The sequence below is a fragment of the Nitrospira sp. Kam-Ns4a genome (genome assembly GCF_965152595.1).
The window spans coordinates 24,186-43,195 of record NZ_OZ224218.1 but is presented as its reverse complement, the minus strand read 5'-3'; the positions used below and the strand labels follow the sequence as shown (position 1 = coordinate 43,195).

Annotated in this window: 17 protein-coding genes and 2 pseudogenes; all 19 read left to right on the top strand. The window is 68.1% G+C overall.

The window, feature by feature from the left end; all coding sequences use genetic code 11:
• The first annotated feature begins 117 nt into the window (after positions 1-117).
• The 19 genes and pseudogenes from ACWHYQ_RS00180 (at position 118) to flgM (ending at position 18,847) form a co-directional block, all read left to right on the top strand.
• Positions 118-777 carry a flagellar hook assembly protein FlgD gene (locus tag ACWHYQ_RS00180; protein WP_447973785.1) on the top strand — a complete coding sequence of 220 codons (660 nt, stop codon included), beginning with the start codon at positions 118-120 and terminating at the stop codon, positions 775-777.
• A 21-nt stretch (positions 778-798) separates the two neighbouring features.
• On the top strand, positions 799-2,046 hold the full coding sequence (locus ACWHYQ_RS00175; RefSeq protein WP_447973784.1) for a flagellar hook protein FlgE: 1,248 nt from the start codon (positions 799-801) through the stop codon (positions 2,044-2,046).
• Between the two features lie 261 nt (positions 2,047-2,307).
• Positions 2,308-2,868: a flagellar basal body-associated FliL family protein gene (locus ACWHYQ_RS00170; RefSeq protein ID WP_447973783.1), complete on the top strand. Its 561-nt coding sequence runs from the start codon at positions 2,308-2,310 to the stop codon at positions 2,866-2,868.
• A gap of 40 nt (positions 2,869-2,908) precedes the next feature.
• Positions 2,909-3,877, top strand: coding sequence for a flagellar motor switch protein FliM (gene fliM / locus ACWHYQ_RS00165; protein ID WP_447973782.1), 969 nt, complete (start codon positions 2,909-2,911; stop codon positions 3,875-3,877).
• A 26-nt stretch (positions 3,878-3,903) separates the two neighbouring features.
• A complete protein-coding gene (gene fliN / locus ACWHYQ_RS00160; RefSeq protein ID WP_447972081.1) occupies positions 3,904-4,272 on the top strand; it encodes a flagellar motor switch protein FliN in 369 nt (122 codons plus the stop codon).
• A gap of 90 nt (positions 4,273-4,362) precedes the next feature.
• Positions 4,363-5,901 (top strand): flagellar biosynthesis protein FliQ, encoded by a 1,539-nt coding sequence (fliQ, locus tag ACWHYQ_RS00155; protein ID WP_447973781.1) that lies wholly within the window; start codon positions 4,363-4,365, stop codon positions 5,899-5,901.
• A gap of 55 nt (positions 5,902-5,956) precedes the next feature.
• A pseudogene (fliR, locus tag ACWHYQ_RS00150) lies at positions 5,957-6,621 on the top strand (flagellar biosynthetic protein FliR); the annotation flags it as partial.
• A gap of 108 nt (positions 6,622-6,729) precedes the next feature.
• Entirely contained in the window at positions 6,730-7,827 is a 1,098-nt protein-coding gene (gene flhB / locus ACWHYQ_RS00145) for a flagellar biosynthesis protein FlhB (RefSeq protein WP_447975609.1), read from the top strand.
• Between the two features lie 76 nt (positions 7,828-7,903).
• Positions 7,904-9,897 (top strand): annotated as a pseudogene (gene flhA / locus ACWHYQ_RS00140) (flagellar biosynthesis protein FlhA).
• Positions 9,898-9,909: 12 nt separating this feature from the next.
• Positions 9,910-11,373, top strand: coding sequence for a flagellar biosynthesis protein FlhF (gene flhF, locus ACWHYQ_RS00135; protein ID WP_447973780.1), 1,464 nt, complete (start codon positions 9,910-9,912; stop codon positions 11,371-11,373).
• Complete coding sequence (locus tag ACWHYQ_RS00130; protein ID WP_447975608.1) at positions 11,364-12,200, top strand: MinD/ParA family protein; 837 nt, start codon at positions 11,364-11,366, stop codon at positions 12,198-12,200. The genes flhF and ACWHYQ_RS00130 overlap by 10 nt, the downstream gene beginning before the upstream one ends.
• A gap of 123 nt (positions 12,201-12,323) precedes the next feature.
• Positions 12,324-13,196, top strand: coding sequence for a FliA/WhiG family RNA polymerase sigma factor (locus tag ACWHYQ_RS00125; protein ID WP_447973779.1), 873 nt, complete (start codon positions 12,324-12,326; stop codon positions 13,194-13,196).
• Between the two features lie 309 nt (positions 13,197-13,505).
• The gene (locus ACWHYQ_RS00120) at positions 13,506-14,273 is read left to right on the top strand and encodes a flagellar hook-basal body protein (protein WP_447973778.1); all 768 of its coding nucleotides are present in this window, start codon (positions 13,506-13,508) and stop codon (positions 14,271-14,273) included.
• Positions 14,274-14,430: 157 nt separating this feature from the next.
• Entirely contained in the window at positions 14,431-15,222 is a 792-nt protein-coding gene (gene flgG, locus ACWHYQ_RS00115; RefSeq protein ID WP_447973777.1) for a flagellar basal-body rod protein FlgG, read from the top strand.
• A gap of 359 nt (positions 15,223-15,581) precedes the next feature.
• Positions 15,582-16,061 carry a flagellar basal body P-ring formation chaperone FlgA gene (flgA, locus tag ACWHYQ_RS00110; RefSeq protein WP_447973776.1) on the top strand — a complete coding sequence of 160 codons (480 nt, stop codon included), beginning with the start codon at positions 15,582-15,584 and terminating at the stop codon, positions 16,059-16,061.
• The gene (locus ACWHYQ_RS00105; protein WP_447973775.1) at positions 16,061-16,816 is read left to right on the top strand and encodes a flagellar basal body L-ring protein FlgH; all 756 of its coding nucleotides are present in this window, start codon (positions 16,061-16,063) and stop codon (positions 16,814-16,816) included. Before flgA ends, ACWHYQ_RS00105 begins: the two co-directional genes overlap by 1 nt.
• Before the next feature lie 58 nt (positions 16,817-16,874).
• Positions 16,875-18,017, top strand: a complete 1,143-nt coding sequence (locus ACWHYQ_RS00100) for a flagellar basal body P-ring protein FlgI (protein ID WP_447973774.1) — start codon at positions 16,875-16,877, stop codon at positions 18,015-18,017.
• A 22-nt stretch (positions 18,018-18,039) separates the two neighbouring features.
• Positions 18,040-18,402, top strand: coding sequence for a rod-binding protein (locus ACWHYQ_RS00095; protein WP_447973773.1), 363 nt, complete (start codon positions 18,040-18,042; stop codon positions 18,400-18,402).
• A gap of 142 nt (positions 18,403-18,544) precedes the next feature.
• The gene (gene flgM, locus ACWHYQ_RS00090) at positions 18,545-18,847 is read left to right on the top strand and encodes a flagellar biosynthesis anti-sigma factor FlgM (RefSeq protein WP_447973772.1); all 303 of its coding nucleotides are present in this window, start codon (positions 18,545-18,547) and stop codon (positions 18,845-18,847) included.
• The last annotated feature ends 163 nt before the right edge of the window (positions 18,848-19,010 follow it).

Genomic DNA, 19,010 nt, shown 5'->3' with positions numbered 1-19,010 from the left:
CGAACTCTCTGGCGGCACGGGGGAACCGGCACGGGTCTTGGACCAGGGCGGCCGGTGGCATGGCTCTTGCCACCGGGTTGTTCCGTCGGAGGGGTCCCTCGCGCAGAGGAGGACGAGATGGACAGCATCACCGGGCTTTCCCGTCAAACGGTGGCGGCGCCGCCCGCGCCGGCCTCTGGTGGGTCGCCGTCGCTGGGCCAGGATGTGTTCCTCAAGCTCCTGGTGACGCAGTTGCAGTACCAGAATCCGCTCCAGCCGGTGAACAACGAGACCTTTATTGGACAGCTGGCACAATTCAGCCAGCTCGAGCAGATGACGCAGCTGGTGACGCTCATGGAGCAGAGCCGGGCGACGCAACAGACTCAGGAGTGGGCGAGCTTGGTTGCCCTGCTGGGGCGACAAGTCCAACTGGGGGGACCCATCATCCAGCATGGAACAGGTCCCACGACAATGTTCTACACGCTGGCCGAGGAGGCCGAGCGCGTGCAGGTGACACTGCTCGACGCGGCCGGCCGGCCGGTCCGGACGATCCAGGCCGGGGCGCAGCCGGCCGGGGCACACCAGTTGAGCTGGGATGGGTTGGATCAAGCGGGCCACGCGGCGCCAGCGGGCTCCTATCATCTTGCCATCAGTGCGTACAGCGCGACGGGACAAACTGTGGCGGTCAGCCCGATGATGCAGGCCAGGGTCACGGGCATGATCATGGTCACGGGACGGCCGCAGCTGCTTGTGGGGGGCCTGACCGTCGATCCGACAGACGTGCAGGCAGTCTTCTAGCGTCACGCAGGAGGCCAGCGGATGTTGACGGCGCTGTATACAGGGCTCAGTGGCTTGGAGGCCACGGGTCGGTGGTTGCAGGTGATCAGCAATAACCTGGCGAATGCGGCCACGGTGGGGTTCAAGGCCAGTCGACCGGTGTTCGCCGAGTTGGTGGGATCCAAGTATCTGCGCGGGAACGCGCGCGGAGACGTGGGGGTGGGCACGGCACCGCCCCGGGTGGAATCAGTGTTCACCCAAGGACTCATCAGTGCCACCGGTCAGCCTTTAGACCTGGCCATTCAGGGCAACGGGTTCTTTCTAGTCAAGGACAGCACCGGGAACACCTTCTACACACGAGCGGGCCAATTCAGCGTGGATGCGAGCGGCCGCCTCGCGACACCGACCGGGGAGTGGCTGCAGGGGTACCTGGCGGACTCCAATGGCGCAATCACCACGACGCTGGGGACGCTGACCACTATGGCGACGGAGGCCGGGGCGCCCGGCGGCGCGGGGACCGGCCCACTGGTCTCGCCCGCTCGCGCGACCAGTCGCGTGGCCCTCATGGGCAATGTGGATGCTGCCGCCGCTGTCATCCCCAGCGGGTTCGATCTGGCGAATCCGTCCAGTACGTCGAATTTTGCAACCTCGCTGACGGTGTACGACGCGCAGGGGGCGGGACACCTGGTCACGGTCTACTTCACGAAGACCGGCTCGAATGCCTGGACCTACCACGTCGTGGCCAATGGCGCCGTCGCCGGGACTGGTTCCCTCACGTTCCAAGCTGATGGGACGCCGGCTGGAGCCACTCCGCTTGTCGTCACCCTCACGTTTGACTCAGGTGCAACGACGGTCGCCTTCGATCTCGGCGGCATGACGCAGGACCGTCGGGCGTCCGAGGTGACTCGGCTGACGCAGGACGGCTACCCAGCCGGATCGCTCGAAGGCATCAGGGTCGATGGAGATGGGCAAGTGATCGCCCGGTTCTCGAATGGCCAGACTCGCGCACTGGGTCAAGTGGCGCTCGCTGGGTTTGTGAACCCGCAGGGGCTGGCGCCGCGGCGCAACAACCTGTTCGAGGCAACAGCCACCGCCGGTCTGGCCACCCTGGGAAAGCCAGCAACGGGCGGGTTGGGGGCCATTGCGCCGGCCTCGCTGGAGCAGTCCAACGTCGACCTGAGCAACCAGTTCGTGGACATGATCGCAGCCCAACGCGAATATCAAGCCAATGCGCGCGTCATCACCACAGCCGATGATCTCCTGCTCGAGATCATGAATCTCAAGCGGTAGCCTGACCCCCACCCATGCGCGTCTGGTCGGTTGCGCCGCTTGCGAGCACTCGCCTGCCGCTGGTGTCAAAAATCCGACAGTGTCAACAAAGTGGATGACCGCGCTCGCTGAGGCATGAGCGGGGGACGGCGCCCGCCTCCACAAACGAACGGAATTTCTTGATTGAACTGAGCGGGAACTGAGTCGGCTCAAGAGCAGCTGGGTGGCACGGCCGTTGCAGACAAGCTGTGATCCCGTGACGATCTCAAGGAGCGTGGTGCGATGGCAAATGTGACGGAAGGTCCAACACCGCTCGCCGGCTCGGTCACTGGCGCCGGCGGCCCGGTTCCATCGGGCCAGCCGACGAAGAAGCGGTGGATCCTGATAGTTGGAGTGATTGCGGTGCTGACCTCGGGCAGTGCCGTGGGCTGGTGGCTGTTCCGTGGAAAGCTCGATGCGGCGCCGGCCACGAACCATGCGAAGACCCCAGCCGCGCCGGCGTCCACCGAAGCTAGTCAGATAGGGAGCGCGCCCAGCACGGTGGGGCCACTCTACGATCTCGATCCCTTTATCGTGAATCTCGCTGATACGCCGGAGGTCCGCTACCTCAAGCTCACGATCAAGCTGGAGTTGGCGCGGCCGGAGGCCTCCGCTGAGGTCGCCGCGCGGGTGCCGCAAATCCGAGATGCGGTCCTGATTCTGCTGTCCGGTAAGGACTCCACCAGCCTGCGGAGCACGCAGGGAAAGTTCCAGCTCCGCGACGAGCTGACGCAGCGGATCGCCGCGATGTTGCCCAACGGCGGCATCAAGACCGTCTATTTCACGGAATTCGTCATTCAGTAGGAAGGGCGAGGCCCCTGGACCATTCCCCACGGTCGGCTCGATGGAGCGCATTCTCTCGCAAGAGGAAGTCGACGCGCTGCTGCAAGGCATCGAATCCGGTGCCGTTGAGACGGCGCCGCCGGCGCCGCCGACCTCTGGCGTTCGGCCCTATGATCTCACCAGTCAGGAACGCATTTTCCGCGGGCGGATGCCGACCCTCGAGATGATCAGCGACCGGTTCGCCCGCCTCCAAGCGCTGTCCTGGACTACCTTGCTTCGCACCATGGTCGACATCAGCGTGGTGGGGACCCAAGTGCTCAAGTTCAGCGAGTTCTTGAAGAAGATTCCGGTGCCCTCCTCGTTGACCGTGTTTCAGATGGACCCGCTCCGGGGCTACGGCTTGTTCGTGATGGACGCCATGGTCGTGTACCTCGTGGTGGACTACTTCTTTGGTGGCAGCGGGGTCTCGCACGTCAAGCCTGAGGGGCGGGACTTCACCCCCATCCAGCAACGGATCATCCGGACCGTCGCCACCCAGGCCCTCCGGGACCTGGAGAAGGCCTGGCAGCCGGTGGTGCCCGTTCAAGTCACGCTCTCGCGATCGGAAAGCAACCCGCAGTTCGCCATGATCGTGTCGCTCTCGGAGATCGTGGTGGCGATCACCCTGCGCGTGCACCTCGGCGAGACGAGCCGAGACCTCTTCCTGGCCTACCCCTACGCCATGCTCGAACCGATTAAGGAACAGCTGTACTCCGGCTTCTTCTCCGACCGCCTGGAGCAGAACCTCGACTGGACCGCACGATTCAAGGAGGCCTTGCAGGACTGTGCGGTGGAGGCCACGGTGCGGTTTGGCACGGCGACGATGCGCGTCCGGGATGTGCTGCATCTCGCGCCGGGCGACGTGATCGTGCTGGACCAGAGCCCCGGCGATCCCCTCACCTGCTTCGTGGAGGGACGCCCGAAATTCCTGGGGAGCGCCGGCGTCATGCGGGGCAGCCAGGTGTTTCGGGTCAGCCGGGCGTTGACGTGACGCGAGGAACGGGGAGGGGAGTGGGCATGTCGAATCTCGACATCGTGCAGCAGAAGGGCGACCTGACCGAAGCCGAGGCGGCCTCCGAGCTCCGAGCGGCTGCGGCCCCCGAGCCACCTGGCGCGGAGGCCCTGCCCCGGAACCTGGATCTGCTCCTGGACATTCCGATGCAGGTGTCCGTGCAGCTCGGCTCGACGCGCATGCTGATTCGCGATCTCTTGCAGCTTGGGCAGGGCTCAGTCATTGAGCTGGAGAAGCAGGCCGGCGAGCCCATGGACGTGCTGGTCAACAACCGTCTGGTGGCGCGCGGGGAAGTCGTCGTCGTGAACGAGAAGTTCGGTGTGCGCCTCACCGATGTGGTGAGCGCCGTCGAGCGGGTGCAACAGTTGAAATGAGGAGACGCGGGGACGGAAAGACACCGCGACGGCCGCGGTGCCCGCACGCCGCGTCGGTTCGTCCCCGTCGCGTTGACCGGTGAGGGGATCATGGATCTCTGGGACAGCCTCATCCGGATGGTCGCCGCGCTCGCCGTCGTGCTGGGCGTGCTGCTGCTCGGCTGGGGCGTGGCGCGGCGCGTCCTCGGGCGGATCGGAGCCGCCGACCCCGAGGGCCCTCTCGTGCAGGTGCTCGGCACCGGCTCCCTCGGGCCGCGCCGGGAGGTGTTCGTTGTCGCGGTCGCCGGCGAGGTGCTCGTGCTAGGGGCCACCGCCACGAGCCTCGTGCCCCTCGGGCGGATCCGTGACCCCGAGCGGGTGGCGCGCCTGCTCGCGCAGCGGGCCCGTCCCCGGCCCGCCGCCGGAAGCGGCGCCGGACTCGCCGCCGTGGCGGCCTGGAGCGGGGCCGGCGCCGGGAGGCTCCCGCGGCGGCGCCGCGGGACGTCGGTGAGCCAGGATGCGGCGGGGACCTCGAAGCTGGTGCGGCAGTGCACCCGAGGCGCCCGGCTGGCCGTCGCGGCGGTCGCGGTCGTCACGGGCGTGGGGGCGGGGTCGGCCTGGGCTGGCAGCCCCTCGCTCACGCTGGATCTGGGCGGCGGGCCCGGCGCGACCGCCACCGTCATTCAACTCCTGGCCCTGCTGACCGTCCTCTCCCTGGCGCCGGCCTTCTTCATCATGGTCACGGCCTTCACGCGCATCGTCATCGTGCTGGCCTTCTTGCGGCAGGCCATCGGCGCGCCGCAGGTGCCGCCCAACCAGGTGCTGATCAGCCTGGCCTTGTTCCTGACGTTCTTCGTCATGGCGCCGGTCTGGGACCGGGTCTCCGAGACCGCGCTGCAGCCGTTCCTGGCCGAGCAGATCACCCACGAGGAGGCGCTCGCCCGCGGCCTTGTGCCGATCCGGGAGTTCATGCTCCGGCAGGTGCGGGAGAAGGACCTCGAGCTGTTCGTCGAGGCTGGCCAGGCGGCCGAAGCCGGCCCAGGCCGACGAGCTGCCGACGCATGTGATCATTCCGGCGTTCATCCTGAGCGAATTGCGGATCGCGTTCCAGATCGGGTTCTTGCTCTACATTCCCTTCCTGATCGTGGACATGGTCGTCGCGAGCGTCCTGATGTCCATGGGGATGATGCTGCTCCCGCCGGTCGTGATCTCGCTGCCGTTCAAGCTGATCCTGTTCGTGCTCGCGGACGGCTGGTATCTGGTGGTGGGCTCGATGCTGAGGAGTTTTCATTAGCCAGGAGCCAGCAGCCCAGAGCGACGATGAGAAACGGGGAACGGGGGTGGAAGCGGCTGGTGGCGCGCGGCGCGCTGGAGGAGCAGATGACCCCTGAAACCGTCATCGAGATCGGACGGCGGGCGATCGAGACGATGCTGCTGGTGTCGGCGCCGATGTTGGGGCTGAGCCTGCTCGTCGGCCTGCTCGTCGGGCTCGTGCAGGCGGTGACCCAGATCAATGAGGCAACCCTCACCTTTGTCCCGAAGGTCCTGGCCGTCGTGGCCACGGCGTTCTTGTTCCTGCCCTGGATGCTGGAGCTGTTGATCAGCTTCACGACCGCGACGCTCGGCGGCATTCCGGAGATGGTCCGGTGAGGAGAAGCGGTGGGCAGGGGGCAGGGGATGGAGCAGTGACCCGGCGGAGTCCGTGATGAACGACCTTCTCCATGTCGCGCTCCCGCAGGTCCAGGCGCTGCTCGTGGTCCTGACGCGGGTCGCCGGGATCCTGGCGGCCTGGCCGCTGCTGGGCAGCCGCGCGATCCCCGTGCCGGTCAAGGCCGGCGTGGCTCTGATGCTCGCGCTCGTCCTGCTCCCGTTCGCGCGGGCGGCGGCCCCACCCGACGACGCGCTGCTGCTCGGCGCGGGCCTGACGGCGGAGTTCCTGGTGGGACTGACCATCGGCCTGGCGACACGCGCCCTGTTCGCGGGGATCGAGATGGCGGGCGAGCTCATCGGCACCCAGATGGGGCTGGGGTGGTCCAGCTCGTCGATCCCGCCTCCGCCCAGCAGCTCGGGGTGATCGGCCAGCTTGTCCTGCTCCTGGCGTCGCTCCTGTTCCTTTCGCTGGATGGACACCTGCTCGTCGTGGACGCCATCGCCACGAGCTTGACGGTGATCCCGCCCTTCGGGGCGCGGCTCCCGGCCGCCCTCGTGGAGGACGTGCTCCGGGTCACGCAGGGGCTGTTCCTGGTCGCGCTCAAGCTGGCCGCGCCCGTCATGGCCACGCTGCTCGTGGTCAACCTGGTGCTGGCCGCGCTGGGCCGGGCGGTCGCCCAGATCAACGTGTTCCTGCTGAGCTTTCCGATCACGATCGCGGGCGGGCTCCTGGTGGCGGGCGCGGCCTTGCCCTTCGCCGCTGGGCTCATCGAAGCCGAGCTGGTCCGCCTCGCCGACACGGTCCACGGCTTGATACGGGGGCTGGGGATGGCTGAGCCGGCGGGTCAGCGCACCGAGCGGGCGACGGCGCGCCGGAGGAAGGAGGCCCGGGAGCGCGGGCAGGTCCCGATCAGCCGCGAGGTGCCGACCGCGGCCGTGCTGCTCGCCGGCCTGGCGCTGCTCGGCCTCGCCGGCGAGCACAGCGCGGCGCAGCTCGTCGAGGTCATGCGGCGATGGCTCGGGCAGGCGGCCGGCGCGGGCGCCGGGCTCGAGGTCAGTCCAGACACGGTCCGCGCCCTGCTGACCCGCGCCGGGTTGGACGGGCTGGCGCTGGCCCTGCCGCCGCTGCTGCTCGGGCTCACGGCGGTCGGGGTAGGGGCCTTCCTCGTGCAGACCGGCTTCCTCTGGCCGACCAAGGGCCTCGCGCCGGATTTCTCCCGGCTCAACCCCGCGGCCGGCTTCGCGCGGCTCGCCTCCTGGCGGGCCGCCGTCGAGCTGGCCAAGGCCGTCCTCAAGGTCGTGGTGATCGTGGGCGTCGTCTCCGCGGCCGTGCGGGACGACCTCCCGCACCTGGCGGCGCTGGGGACCTACGACCTCGCCGACGTCCTGCACCTGACGGCGGCGCTGCTCGCGAAGGCGGCCCTCTGGATCGGGCTCGCCCTCGCCGCGATCGCGGCCGCGGACTACGCCTACCAGCGGTTCGAGTGGGAGCGCGGGCTCCGGATGACCAAGGAAGAGGTCAAGCAGGAGCAGCGGGAGACGGAGGGCGACCCGCTCGTGCGCGCGCGCGTCCGTCGCGTGCAGCGCGAGATGGCCCGGAAGCGCATGATGGCGGCGGTGCCGAAGGCCGACGTCGTGATCACGAACCCGACGCACCTGGCCGTGGCGCTCCGGTACGACGCGGCGACGATGGCGGCGCCGATGGTCGTGGCCAAGGGCGCCGGCGAGCTCGCCGAGCGGATCAAGGCGGTGGCGCGCCGGCACGGGGTGATGGTGGTGGAAAACCGGTTCGTCGCCCAGACCCTCTACCGGCTCGTGGACCTCGGGCGCGAGGTGCCGGCCGACCTCTACCGGGCGGTGGCGGAGATCCTCGCGCTGGTCTATCGGGCGCGCGGGCAGGGGCCGCAGGTGCCGAATGCGCGCTGACGAGCAGACCTGGCCGGTCGCCTCCTGGCTGCGGCAGCCTGACCTCGTCATGTCCGTCGGGGTCGTGGGCACGCTGATGATCATGCTGCTCCCCCTGCCGCGGCTGCTGCTGGACCTGCTGCTGGCCTTCGACATCACGCTGGCGCTCCTCGTCCTCCTGGTCAGCATGCAGGTGCGGAAGCCGCTGGAGTTCTCGGTCTTCCCCTCCGTCTTGCTCATGCTGACGCTGCTGCGGCTGTCGCTGAACATCGCCTCGACCCGCCTGATCCTGCTGCACGGGAACGAAGGGCCGGCCGCGGCGGGCGAGGTGATCCGTGCGTTCGGCAGTTTCGTCGTCGGCGGGAACTTCACCGTGGGGCTCGTGGTGTTCGTGATCCTCGTGGTCATCAACTTCGTCGTCGTGACGAAGGGCGCCGGCCGGATCTCGGAGGTGGCGGCGCGCTTCACGCTGGACGCGATGCCGGGCAAGCAGATGAGCATTGACGCCGACCTGAACGCGGGGCTGATCAACGAGGCGGAGGCGCGCCGCCGCCGCCGCGAGATTGCGCAAGAGGCCGACTTCTACGGGGCCATGGACGGCGCGAGCAAGTTCGTCCGCGGGGACGCGATCGCGGCCGTGGTCATCATCCTGGTGAACATCGTCGGCGGCCTCGCGATCGGCGTGCTGCAGCAGGGGATGGGCGTGGCGGCCGCGGCCCAGAACTACACGCTGCTCACCGTGGGCGAGGGGCTGGCGGCGCAAGTCCCCGCGCTGATCGTCTCGGCCGCCGCCGGCATGATCGTGACCCGGGCGGCCTCGGAGTCAAGCCTCGGCGAGGACATCGCGCGGCAGGTGCTGGTGTCGCCGAAGGCCCTCTGGACGGCGGCGGGGTGCTCCTCGGCCTGGGCCTCATCCCCGGTCTGCCGCACGCGGCGTTCCTCGCGCTCGGCGGCCTCGTCGCCTGGCTGGCCTACGAGCTGGCCCGACGGGAGCGCGCGCGGGCCGCGGCGGCGCGGGCGGAGCCGGTCGGGCGGGGGCCCGAGCTGGTCGCGACGCCGGCGCCGCTGGACCTCCTGGAGATCCAGGTCGGGTACGGGCTGATCGGCTTGGTGGACGGGGAGCAGGGCGGGGTGTTGCTCGAGCGGATCAAGGGGCTCCGCCGGCAGACCGCCGCGGACCTGGGCTTTCTGGTCCCGCCCGTCCACATCCGGGACAACCTGCAGCTCCGGCCGAACGAGTACGCGATCCTGCTGAAGGGAGTCGAGTTGGTGCGGGGTGAGGTGCTGCCGGGGCACGTGCTGGCAATCAACCCGGGGACCGCCGACAGCCAGGCGGTCCAGGGCCTCCCGACCAAGGAGCCGGTGTTCGGCCTTCCCGCGCTCTGGGTGCCGGACGCCGAACGGGAGCAGGCCCAGCTGGCGGGCTACACCGTGGTGGACGTCAGCTCGGTCATCACCACCCACCTGGCCGAGCTCATCAAGCGCCACGCCCACGAGCTGATCGGCCGGCAGGAGGTGCAGGCGCTCCTCGACGAGCTGGCGAAGACGCATCCGAAGCTGGTCGAGGAGCTGGTGCCGGCGCTCCTGCCGCTCGGGGGCGTGGTACGCGTGCTGGCGGGCCTGCTGCGGGAGCGGGTCCCGATCCGGGACCTGCGGACCATCCTGGAGGCGGTCGCCGACCAGGCGGCGGCGACGAAGGACCCGGAGGCGCTCATCGAGGCCGCCCGCCAGGCGCTCGCCCGCACCATCACCCGGCAGTACCTTGCCCCGGACGGGACGCTGCCAGTCATCACGGTGGATCCGCGCGTCGAGCAGCAGCTCGCGGAGCAGGCCGCCGCCAGTGGTCTTGGCGGCGCCTGGATGCCGGATCCGGTGCTTGCGCAGAAGCTGCTGCTGTCGCTCAAACAGGCGGTGGAGCGCGTGGCCGCGCAGGGCCAGCCGCCGATCCTGCTCTGCTCGGCGCCGCTCCGCCGCCCCCTCCGCCGGCTGACGGAGCGGTTCCTGCCGGCGATGCCGGTATTGGCCATCAGCGAGGTGGACGCCATGGCCACCATCAAGGTGCTGGAGACAGCCCAGGTGGCCGAGGCGTAGGAGTGAGCCGCGATGAAGATCAAGACGTTCCAGGCCCTGACGATGCAGGAGGCGCTCCGGACGATCAAGGCGGAGCTGGGTCCGGACGCGGTCATCCTCTCGACGAAGCAGGTCCGGCGGGGCGGCGCGCTGTTTGGGCTGTTCGGCCGCCCCTGGATCGAGGTGACCGCCGCTGTGGATGTCGACCCTGCGGCTCGGCCTGCGGCCCCGCCGCCGTCCTCTGGTCCCGGTCCGGTGTCCCTGGAAGGGGCGGGGTCCCAGTTCGAGCGAGAGCTACGCCGCGCGGGGGCGGGGCCGCCGCCTCCGGAGGAGGGCCCGAGCCCGACGCAGCCACTGTGTCCGAGCTGCGTGCGGGCGCCTGGGGAAGGACCCGACGCAGCCTGGGTGAACATCCGAGCCGAGCTGGTGCAGATGCGCCGGCTGCTTGAGCAGGCGGCGGGGTCCCACGCGGCACACGAGCCCCCCTGCCTGCCGCCGCCGCTCCAGGCGGCGCGAGATCAGTTGGTTCGCGCCGGACTGTCCGTCAGCACCGCCCTCCAGCTTGTGGCCCGGCTCGCCACCACGACTCCGCCGACCGAGCTGAAGACCGACGCGACGGTTCGCGCCGCGCTCGCCCGGCTGCTCATCCAGGAGACGAAGACCGGCGGGCCGCTGCTGGCCCCGGGCGAGTGGAAAAAAACCGTCATGCTGGTCGGACCCACAGGGGTGGGAAAAACGACCACAATCGCCAAACTCGCCGCCCACTCCCATGGGCAGGAGCGGCGCGCAGTGGCGCTCGTCACGATGGACACCTATCGCGTGGCGGCAGTCGAGCAGCTCCGACTCTTTGCACAGACGATCGGCGTGCCCCTGGACATTGCACTAACGCCGGAGGAGCTGCCCGCCATCGTGCGCCGCCGGGCCCAGGCCGACCTCATTCTGGTCGATACGCCAGGCTGGACCCCGCTGGATCCGGACCAGATGGCGGAGCTGCAGCGGATCGTGACGACCAACTGCTCGCTGGAGATCCATCTGGTGCTCTCCGCCACAACGCGCGACGAGGATCTGCTCGACGCCGTGGATCGGTACGCCGCGCTTCCCATCAACCGGCTGCTGTTCACGAAGCTCGATGAGACGACGCGGTACGGGGCCCCCTTCGAGCTGATGCGCCGGACGGGCTGGGCGCTGTCCTATTTCAGCACGGGCCAGCATGTGCCCGAGGATCTGGAGTTGGTGCGAGCCGAACGCATGGCCGATCTCTTGCTAGGCGGAAGACTGCGGCCGAGGACACGGAGTGGGCTGTCGGAATCTCCACCCATGCCGGTGGTGACGCGAGACCGGGCCCAGCCCGCGGCGCCGGAACGGGCCCAGCCCGCGGCGCCAGAACGGGCCCGGTCCGCGGCGCCGGCGCGGCTCCCGGCCTCAACGCCGTCACCGAAGTCTGTCATTCCGCGGCTGATAACACCGAAGAAAGGAGCCTGGTGGAAATGGTGGTAACGGCGGTGGAACCTGGTTCTCCGATCAGCTTGCCAACGGCCAAGAAAATCATTCTGGTGGCGAGCGGCAAGGGAGGGGTCGGGAAGACCAATATCGTGGCGAACGTGGCGCTCGCGCTGACACAAGCGGGCCAACGCGTGCTGGTACTGGACGCCGACCTGGGGCTGGGGAACCTCGATGTCCTGCTCGGCTTGGTGCCTCGGTATACGCTGGCCCACGTGTTGCGCGGGGAGCGGACCCTGACCGACGTCATCATCCCTGGTCCAGGCGGCATCCAGATTCTCCCCTCCAGTTCAGGGGTTCCAGAACTGACCGCCCTGACGGAGGGTCAGCGGCGAACCCTCTTCGACGCGCTGGACCACGCCACGGGCGCGACCGATGTGCTGCTGATCGATGCCGGGGCTGGGATCGCCGCCAACGTGCTGTTTTTTGCGAGCCTTGCCCAGGAGATGCTCGTCGTGACGGCGCCGGAGCCGACCGCGATCGCGGATGCCTATGCGCTGATGAAGGTGGTCTCCCGGCAGGGCCTCATGCGGCATTTTCACCTCGTGGTGAACATGGCAAGCCGTCCTGAGGACGGCGAAGAAGTGGTGCGGCGCCTCCGTCTGGTGGCCAATCGGTTCTTGGAGATTACCCTGGACTATCTCGGGGCTATTCCGACGGATGACGCCGTTCGGATGGCCGTGGCGCGGCAACGGGCGGTCATCGAGCTGTTTCCGCGTGCGCCGGCCAGTCGAGCGTTGCGGCAGCTGGCAACTCGTATCGGACGCGGCCAGCCGCGCGCGCCGGAGGCGAGACCCTCCGTCGGAATGCCGGTTGGGGCCTAAACCCAGTCGGGCTGGCTCTCGCGTCAGCGGCCGGGCCGCCCGCGCTGGCGGCCGGGCTGCCCCCCGCGCGGGCGGCCGGGCTGCCCCCCTGCCGGCTACACCAACTAGGTCGACAAACCATCGATGCCACAGTCAGCGAACCAACCAGCACCCACCCCGGCCGCGCGTCGGCGGCCGACCAAGCCTGGCTTTGCGGCACCGCCGGCCGGGCCGGTTCCTGCGCTGCCGGCCGGGCCGGTTCCCCCGCCGTCGGCCGGGCCGGCCCGGACCAACCCACCTGAAACAGGGTCAGGGACGTGCCCCATCGACCCGACCCAACTCGTTCGGGAGTTTCTGCCGCGGATACGGGCCCTCGCGCGCCGACTGGCCACACGGTTGCCTCCATCGCTGGAGACCGAGGATCTAGTTTCCGCCGGACTCATCGGCCTGCTCGATGCCCTCGAGAAATACGATCCGACGCGAGCGATCGCCTTGAAGACGTATGCGGAGCACCGAATCCGTGGGGCTATGCTCGACGAGATCCGGGCCATGGACTGGGTGCCACGGTCGGTGCACGAACAGCTCGCAGCCCTGGAACACCACCAGCGGACGCTGCTACACCAGCTTGGTCGTCTGCCGACGGACGAAGAGCTCGCCCATGCCATGCACTGCTCCCTCGACAAACTGGATCAGATGCTGGCGCAGACCCGCCAGCTGGTGATGCTGAGCCTCGAGGATTTGCTGCGTCACCATCAGGAGGACCCCTCGCAGCCAGTGGAGGTAGCGGACTCCCGATCGGCAGACCCGTTAGCCCGTGTGGTCTCCGAAGAAATCCGCCAGCGGCTCGCTACCGCGATCGACGCGCTGCCGGCCCAAGAGCGACTGGTGCTCTCGCTCTATTACTTTGAGGAGCTCACTCTGAAGGAAATCGGCCACATCCTCAAGGTTACCGAATCGCGCGTCTGCCAGATCCATGGAAAAGCCATCCTCAAGCTGAAGGTGCTGCTAGCCGACTGATCTATGCAGAACGCTGGTGAAAGCACACGGTTGTCCCGAGCGAACCACGCCGCGGCGCCTCGCGCGGAACGAGGCAGAGGCAGCCAGGCGGATGACGACACTCGGCAAACTTTTCCGCCTCCTGGGTCAAGCATGCCGCCGCGCTCCTGGACGGCCTCTGCAGCCAGCGAACGGCCATGGCGTGGTCCGGCTAGGTTCTGCCGGTCCCTCACGCGGAATGGAGCCGGACCCCCGGCAGCACACCAGATGGCATAGGGTTTGCTGGTGGTCCAGAACAGTCACTCGAATGATCAGACGGAGCAAGCCTCGATGGACCGAGGAATTTATCCCATCCTCTCTGGTGCGCTCGCGCAAGAACATCGCCTTCACGTGCTCGCCCACAACGTCGCGAATCTGAATACCACAGGGTTCAAGCGCCTAGACCCGACCTTTCAGTCGCTTGTGCCGGGAGTCGCCTGGGTGCAGCCCGCTGCGCCGATTGCGCTGGGAGCCGTTGTGCCGAGCTGGCCGACCGGCGCCGCCACGGCGCGCGTCTTTGTGGCGCCCCGCGAGGTGCGGATTGATGACCGCCAAGGGGCGCGCCGCGAGACCAAGCAACCCTGGGATCTGGCCATTGAGGGACCAGGGTTCTTCGAAATCAACACGCCGGCAGGCCTCCGCTATACGCGCAACGGGATGTTTCATCTGGATCCCCGGCGGCGGCTGGTGACGGAGGCCGGCGATCCGGTGATGGGGGTGAACGGCGAGATCCAGCTCAAGGCCGGCGAGGTCAAGGTGCTGGCCGGTGGGCACATCCTGGTGAACGACGAGGAAGTGGCACGAATCAAAGTCGTGGAATTTCCGGACCCCCGGAGTCTGGTTCCGCTCGGCGGCGGCCTCTTCGCCGGGACGAATCCCAAGCCCCTCGCGGCGCCAACGGTGGTGCCCGGGCAACTCGAAGCGTCCAACGTGAATGCGTTCATGGAGATGGTGAAGTTGATCGAAGTCATGCGCGCCTATGAATTTTCCCAGAAGGTGATGCAGACCTACGACCAGATGACTGGGCTCGCGATTCAGGAACTGGGTCGAGTGGCGTAAGCCGCGATCCGAGGGGCGATCCGGCGGCCGCCGCGGCGCAGCGTGGCTCGCTCATCGCAAGGGGCCCCCGCCCCTCGCCGCCCCTCGTGCCGATTGCCAAAGAACACACCCGTCAACACCCCGCGACTGAGGTCGCGGGGTTCCTCGCGGAGGTTCTATGATTCGAGCCATGTGGACAGCCGCCACCGGCATGACCGCGCAACAGCTCAATATCGACACGATTGCGCACAATCTGGCCAACGTCAACACCAACGGGTTCAAGCGCAGCCGAGCAGAGTTCGCCGACCTGCTCTATCAGATCCAGCGCTTGCCAGGCACGAACGCGTCCAATGTGGGAATCTTTCCTGTGGGCATGCAGGTGGGTGGGGGCGTCCGGCCACTCACCATTGCAAAAGAATGGGTCCAAGGCAATCTTCGCCAAACCGGCAATGAGCTCGATCTGGCCATTGATGGACCAGGGTTTTTCCAGGTAACGAGGCCAGATGGCACGATCATGTACACGCGGAACGGCTCCTTCAAACGCGACAACGTGGGGAATATCGTGACGGGCGACGGCGATGTGCTGACGCCGACGATCACGATCCCATCCGGGGCACTCAAGGTGGATATTGGCCAGGATGGCACAGTCTCGGTCTTGCTCCCTGGGGTGACGCAAGCGACGCAGGTGGGCCAGATCCAGCTGGTCCGGTTCGACAATCCCGCTGGCTTGGTGGCGATGGGGAACAACCTCTTCCTGGACAGCTTCGCCTCGGGCCCGCCCTTGCAGGGGGTGCCAGGCTTCTCGACCGGGTTCGGCCTCATCCAGCAGGGCATGTTAGAAAGCTCGAACGTCAACTTGGCCGAAGAGATGGTCAACATGATCATCGCCCAGCGGAGCTATGAGATTAACGCCAAGGCGATCCAGGCTTCCGATGAGATGATGCAGATTGCGAATAATCTCAGGAGATAGTCATGAGCAATCGGGCATGCACACTGTTGTTGATTGCGATAGGATGGCTGATGGTCGCGGGGACACCGGCGGATGCTCTGGAGAACACCGCAGCCAACCGGATGAGAGAACCGGCCCGGCCGCCGGCGGGGGAGGCGGCCCGGCCGCCAGCGCAGGGGACGGCCCGGCCAACCGCCGGACCTCGGGCGTCCGCCGCGAGTCAGGTTGTCTCTCTCGAGGATATTCGCCAGGCGCTAGTCCACTATCTTGAGCGACAGCTGGCGGGCAGAGTCACCGGAATCGATGTCCGCATCCTGGAGCCCCGCCAGCCGATCTGGCTTCCATCTGGCGCAGTGATCGCTCGGGTGACGGAGGAGGGGGTGGAGACCCATGCCGGCCCTCGTTCGTTCACCCTCACGCTCGCGGTGGATGGAAAACCGGTCCGGACGGTCACGGTCACCGCGGCGGTGGAAGCGCAGGCCGAGGTCGTCGCGCCAGTCCGGCTGATCCGGAAGGATGACCTCCTCGAGGAGGACGACCTCGCGGTCATCCGGGTGCCGCTGACGGAGGCGCACCCGGAGTTCGTGTGGCGACGCGAGGACGCAGTCGGCAAGCGCGCGGTCCGGGCCCTGCCGCCTCACCAGCCGCTCCGCCTGTCGTCCCTGAGCGCGCCCTACGCCGTCCGCAAGGGCGAGCGGGTCGTGATCGAGGCGAAGCGCGGGGGCCTGACGGTCCGGACGGCCGGCGTGACCAAGGCGGGGGGCGTGGTCGGGCAGTCCATTGTCGTGACGAACGTGGATTCGGGTAAGCAGCTCCAGGCGACGGTGATCGCGCCGGGGGTCGTCCAGGTGGAATTCTGATGGGCGGGCGAGAGGCGAGGGGCAAGGGGCCAGAAGGCAGGCCCGTGATCGAGCGGGCGAACGGGGCGGCGCGGCCGCCGGCGGGCGGCCTGCTCGCCAGGGGCCTCGTGCTGCTCGCCCTGCTGCTCGTGGCCTGTAGCAAGCCGACAGCGTCGACGCGCACAGTCCAGATCCCGCCGCTGCCGCCGCCCAAGACGATGGGCTCCCTGTGGGTGGAGGAAAACGGGCGCGCCTATCTCTACGAAGACCTCCGGGCGATGCGGGTGGGCGATATCATCACGATCAAGATCATGGAGAAGCACAAGGGGTCCAAGACCGCGGACACCAAGGCCGAGCGCGAGTCCACGATTGATAACGCGCTCGACGGCCTCACCTTCGGCATTCCGGGGCTGTCGCTGAAGAAGGTGGTCGCCCAGGACCTCGCGGTGAGCGCGAACGCCAAGAACAAATTCGGCGGGAAGGGGGCAACGAACCGGGAGGACACGCTGACCGGGACGATGTCGGCGATCGTCACCGAGGTCATGCCGAACGGCGATCTCCGGATCGAAGGGCGCCGCGAGGTCACGGTCAACAGCGAGAAGCAGACGATGATCCTGAGCGGACTGGTGCGGCGCGTGGACGTGGACACGAAGAACACCGTGCTCTCGACCGCCATCGCGGACGCGCGGATCGAGTACACCGGCCTCGGCGTCGTGGACGACGTCCAACGGCCCGGCTGGCTGGTGCGGATCCTGGATTGGATCTATCCGTTCTGAGGGGAAGCGAACCGAGAGCCGCGGCGCGCCGGCCGTGACGGGCGAAAAGAGGGGAGGCATGCGGCAGTCCAGGACCCTGATTGCTTGCGGTGTGCTGCTCGCTGTCGGCTGTGCGCTCGCCGCGGGGCCGGCGCGGGCGGCGCGGGTCAAGGACATCGCGACGATCGAGGGGGTGCGCGAGAACCAGCTCTACGGCTACGGGCTCGTCGTCGGGCTGGACCGGACGGGCGACATGGTGATCGGCGGCCAGTTCACCGTGCAGGCCATGATGTCCATGCTCAACAAGATGGGCATCAATCTGGTGATTGACCCGATCATGTTGCTGACCCGCAACATCGCCTCCGTCATGGTGACGGCCAAGCTGCCCCCCTTCGCGAAGCCGGGGATGACCGTGGATGCCGTCGTGTCCTCGATAGCCAACGCCCGGAGCCTGCAGGGGGGCACGCTGCTGCTGACCCCGCTCAAGGCGCCGAACCAGCAGGTCTATGCCGTCGCGCAGGGGCCGATCTCCATCGGCGGGTTCCTCGGCGGCCCCGGCGGCGGGGGGGGGAACACGGTCACGAAGAACCACCAGGCGGCCGGGACGATCCCCGGCGGGGCCATCGTCGAGAAGGAAGTCCCAGTGAATCTGGATACCTGGGACACGGTCTCCATCGTCCTCCGGCAGGCGGATTTCACGACCGCCATCCGGATCGCCGACGCGATCGAGGCGGTCTTCGGGAAGGGCAGCGCCGTCCCGGTGAACGCGGGGCTGGTCCGGGCGACGATCCCGGCCGACTTCCAGGGCCGGGTGGTCCAGTACATCGCGACGATTGAGGCGCTGGACGTGCAGGTGGACGTGCCGGCGAAGGTCGTCGTCAACGAGCGGACCGGGACCGTGGTGCTCGGCGAGCACGTCCGGCTCTCGACCTGTGCCATCGCGCACGGGAACCTGACGATCACCATCAAGAATACGCTCACCGTGTCCCAGCCCCCGGCGCCCATCATCGGCTCATCCGGCGGAGCCACCGTGGTCACTCCGGACGTGAAGACTGATGTGCAGGAAGAACCGGCCCGCTTGTTGCAGATCGATGAGACCGTGACGCTCGGCGAGGTGGTCCGAGCACTCAATGCAGTTGGCGTCACGCCGCGAGACCTGGTCGCGATCCTCGCGGCAATGAAGGCGGCCGGGGCGCTGCAGGCCAATCTGGAAATTATCTAACGGGTGCCCCATGGAATCCTGGATGCCGCGCTCTGACGAGCTGGCGAGGCCGGCACTCGCCACCGGGCTCCCCGCCGAGCGATCGCTCCGGGCCTCGGACGGCGGGAGCCGCGCAGAGATCCGGAAGGCCGCGCAAGCATTCGAGGCCTATTTCGTCGCGTACCTCATGAAGGTCATGCGGGAAACCGTGCCGAAGGGGATCCTGCCGAGCCGGGCGGCCGATCACTACTCTTATTTTTATGACCAGGAGATCGGACAACTCGCCGCCCAGGCGGGGGGGCTCGGGCTCGCGAAGTTCTTGGAAGAGAACCTGGCCTCCGACTCCGTCATGCCAGCGAACGCCAGCATCCAGGACAATGCTGGACCCTGGCGTCCGCCGGGGTGACGGGAGGGCCGGCCTCGGATTGAACCGAGCTGGACCGTAACATTGTAGCCCCGATCTGCCGATAAGGAAACTGGCATACAAGAAGTTGGGCCCGTAGGGGAGCTGCCCACCCCGGGGGCCCGACTGGCGGAGAGGGACAGCTATGGACATTGCTGGATATGGGAGCGCAGGAGCGCTGAGCCGACTGCTCCTGGGGACGCAGGAGCCGGGCCGGGCCGCCAACAGCCGGCCGTCGCACCCGGGGGCGTCCGAGGATCAGGTCGCCATCTCCCAACATGCGAGGGACATTCAGCGGCTCAAGGCGCTGGCTGAGGCGCCGGATGAACCCCGTGCCGCACGGGTCGAGCAGATCCGGCAGGCCATTGAGGCCGGCACCTATCAGGTGAGCAGCCAGGCCGTGGCGGAGGCCATCATCCGGAACGTGTTAGCGGACGCCGTTCGCTAGGCCCCCGGCTACGTCGCGGAAACGGGCCGGCCCGGCCGGCCGCGGGGGGACCGGCCCGGCCGGCCACGGCGCCTGACAGCGGATCGCCCGCAGAAGAGGGGAGAGCCCAAGCCGAGGCCCCGGATGCTGTCGCCCATGCGCAAGCCTGTGACGAGAGCCGGGG

Bases quoted from the DNA above. Each gene is read 5' to 3' on its own strand.
- ACWHYQ_RS00105 (WP_447973775.1), top strand. From the start codon at position 16,061: ATGGGCGGGCGAGAGGCGAGGGGCAAGGGGCCAGAAGGCAGGCCCGTG.
- ACWHYQ_RS00120 (WP_447973778.1), top strand. From the start codon at position 13,506: ATGGACCGAGGAATTTATCCCATCCTCTCTGGTGCGCTCGCGCAAGAA.
- ACWHYQ_RS00170 (WP_447973783.1), top strand. From the start codon at position 2,308: ATGGCAAATGTGACGGAAGGTCCAACACCGCTCGCCGGCTCGGTCACT.
- ACWHYQ_RS00180 (WP_447973785.1), top strand. From the start codon at position 118: ATGGACAGCATCACCGGGCTTTCCCGTCAAACGGTGGCGGCGCCGCCC.
- fliQ (WP_447973781.1), top strand. From the start codon at position 4,363: ATGGATCTCTGGGACAGCCTCATCCGGATGGTCGCCGCGCTCGCCGTC.
- fliM (WP_447973782.1), top strand. From the start codon at position 2,909: ATGGAGCGCATTCTCTCGCAAGAGGAAGTCGACGCGCTGCTGCAAGGC.
- ACWHYQ_RS00100 (WP_447973774.1), top strand. From the start codon at position 16,875: ATGCGGCAGTCCAGGACCCTGATTGCTTGCGGTGTGCTGCTCGCTGTC.
- fliN (WP_447972081.1), top strand. From the start codon at position 3,904: ATGTCGAATCTCGACATCGTGCAGCAGAAGGGCGACCTGACCGAAGCC.
- flgM (WP_447973772.1), top strand. From the start codon at position 18,545: ATGGACATTGCTGGATATGGGAGCGCAGGAGCGCTGAGCCGACTGCTC.
- ACWHYQ_RS00125 (WP_447973779.1), top strand. From the start codon at position 12,324: ATGCCACAGTCAGCGAACCAACCAGCACCCACCCCGGCCGCGCGTCGG.
- ACWHYQ_RS00130 (WP_447975608.1), top strand. From the start codon at position 11,364: ATGGTGGTAACGGCGGTGGAACCTGGTTCTCCGATCAGCTTGCCAACG.
- flhF (WP_447973780.1), top strand. From the start codon at position 9,910: ATGAAGATCAAGACGTTCCAGGCCCTGACGATGCAGGAGGCGCTCCGG.
- ACWHYQ_RS00095 (WP_447973773.1), top strand. From the start codon at position 18,040: ATGCCGCGCTCTGACGAGCTGGCGAGGCCGGCACTCGCCACCGGGCTC.
- flgG (WP_447973777.1), top strand. From the start codon at position 14,431: ATGATTCGAGCCATGTGGACAGCCGCCACCGGCATGACCGCGCAACAG.
- flhB (WP_447975609.1), top strand. From the start codon at position 6,730: ATGGCTGAGCCGGCGGGTCAGCGCACCGAGCGGGCGACGGCGCGCCGG.
- ACWHYQ_RS00175 (WP_447973784.1), top strand. From the start codon at position 799: ATGTTGACGGCGCTGTATACAGGGCTCAGTGGCTTGGAGGCCACGGGT.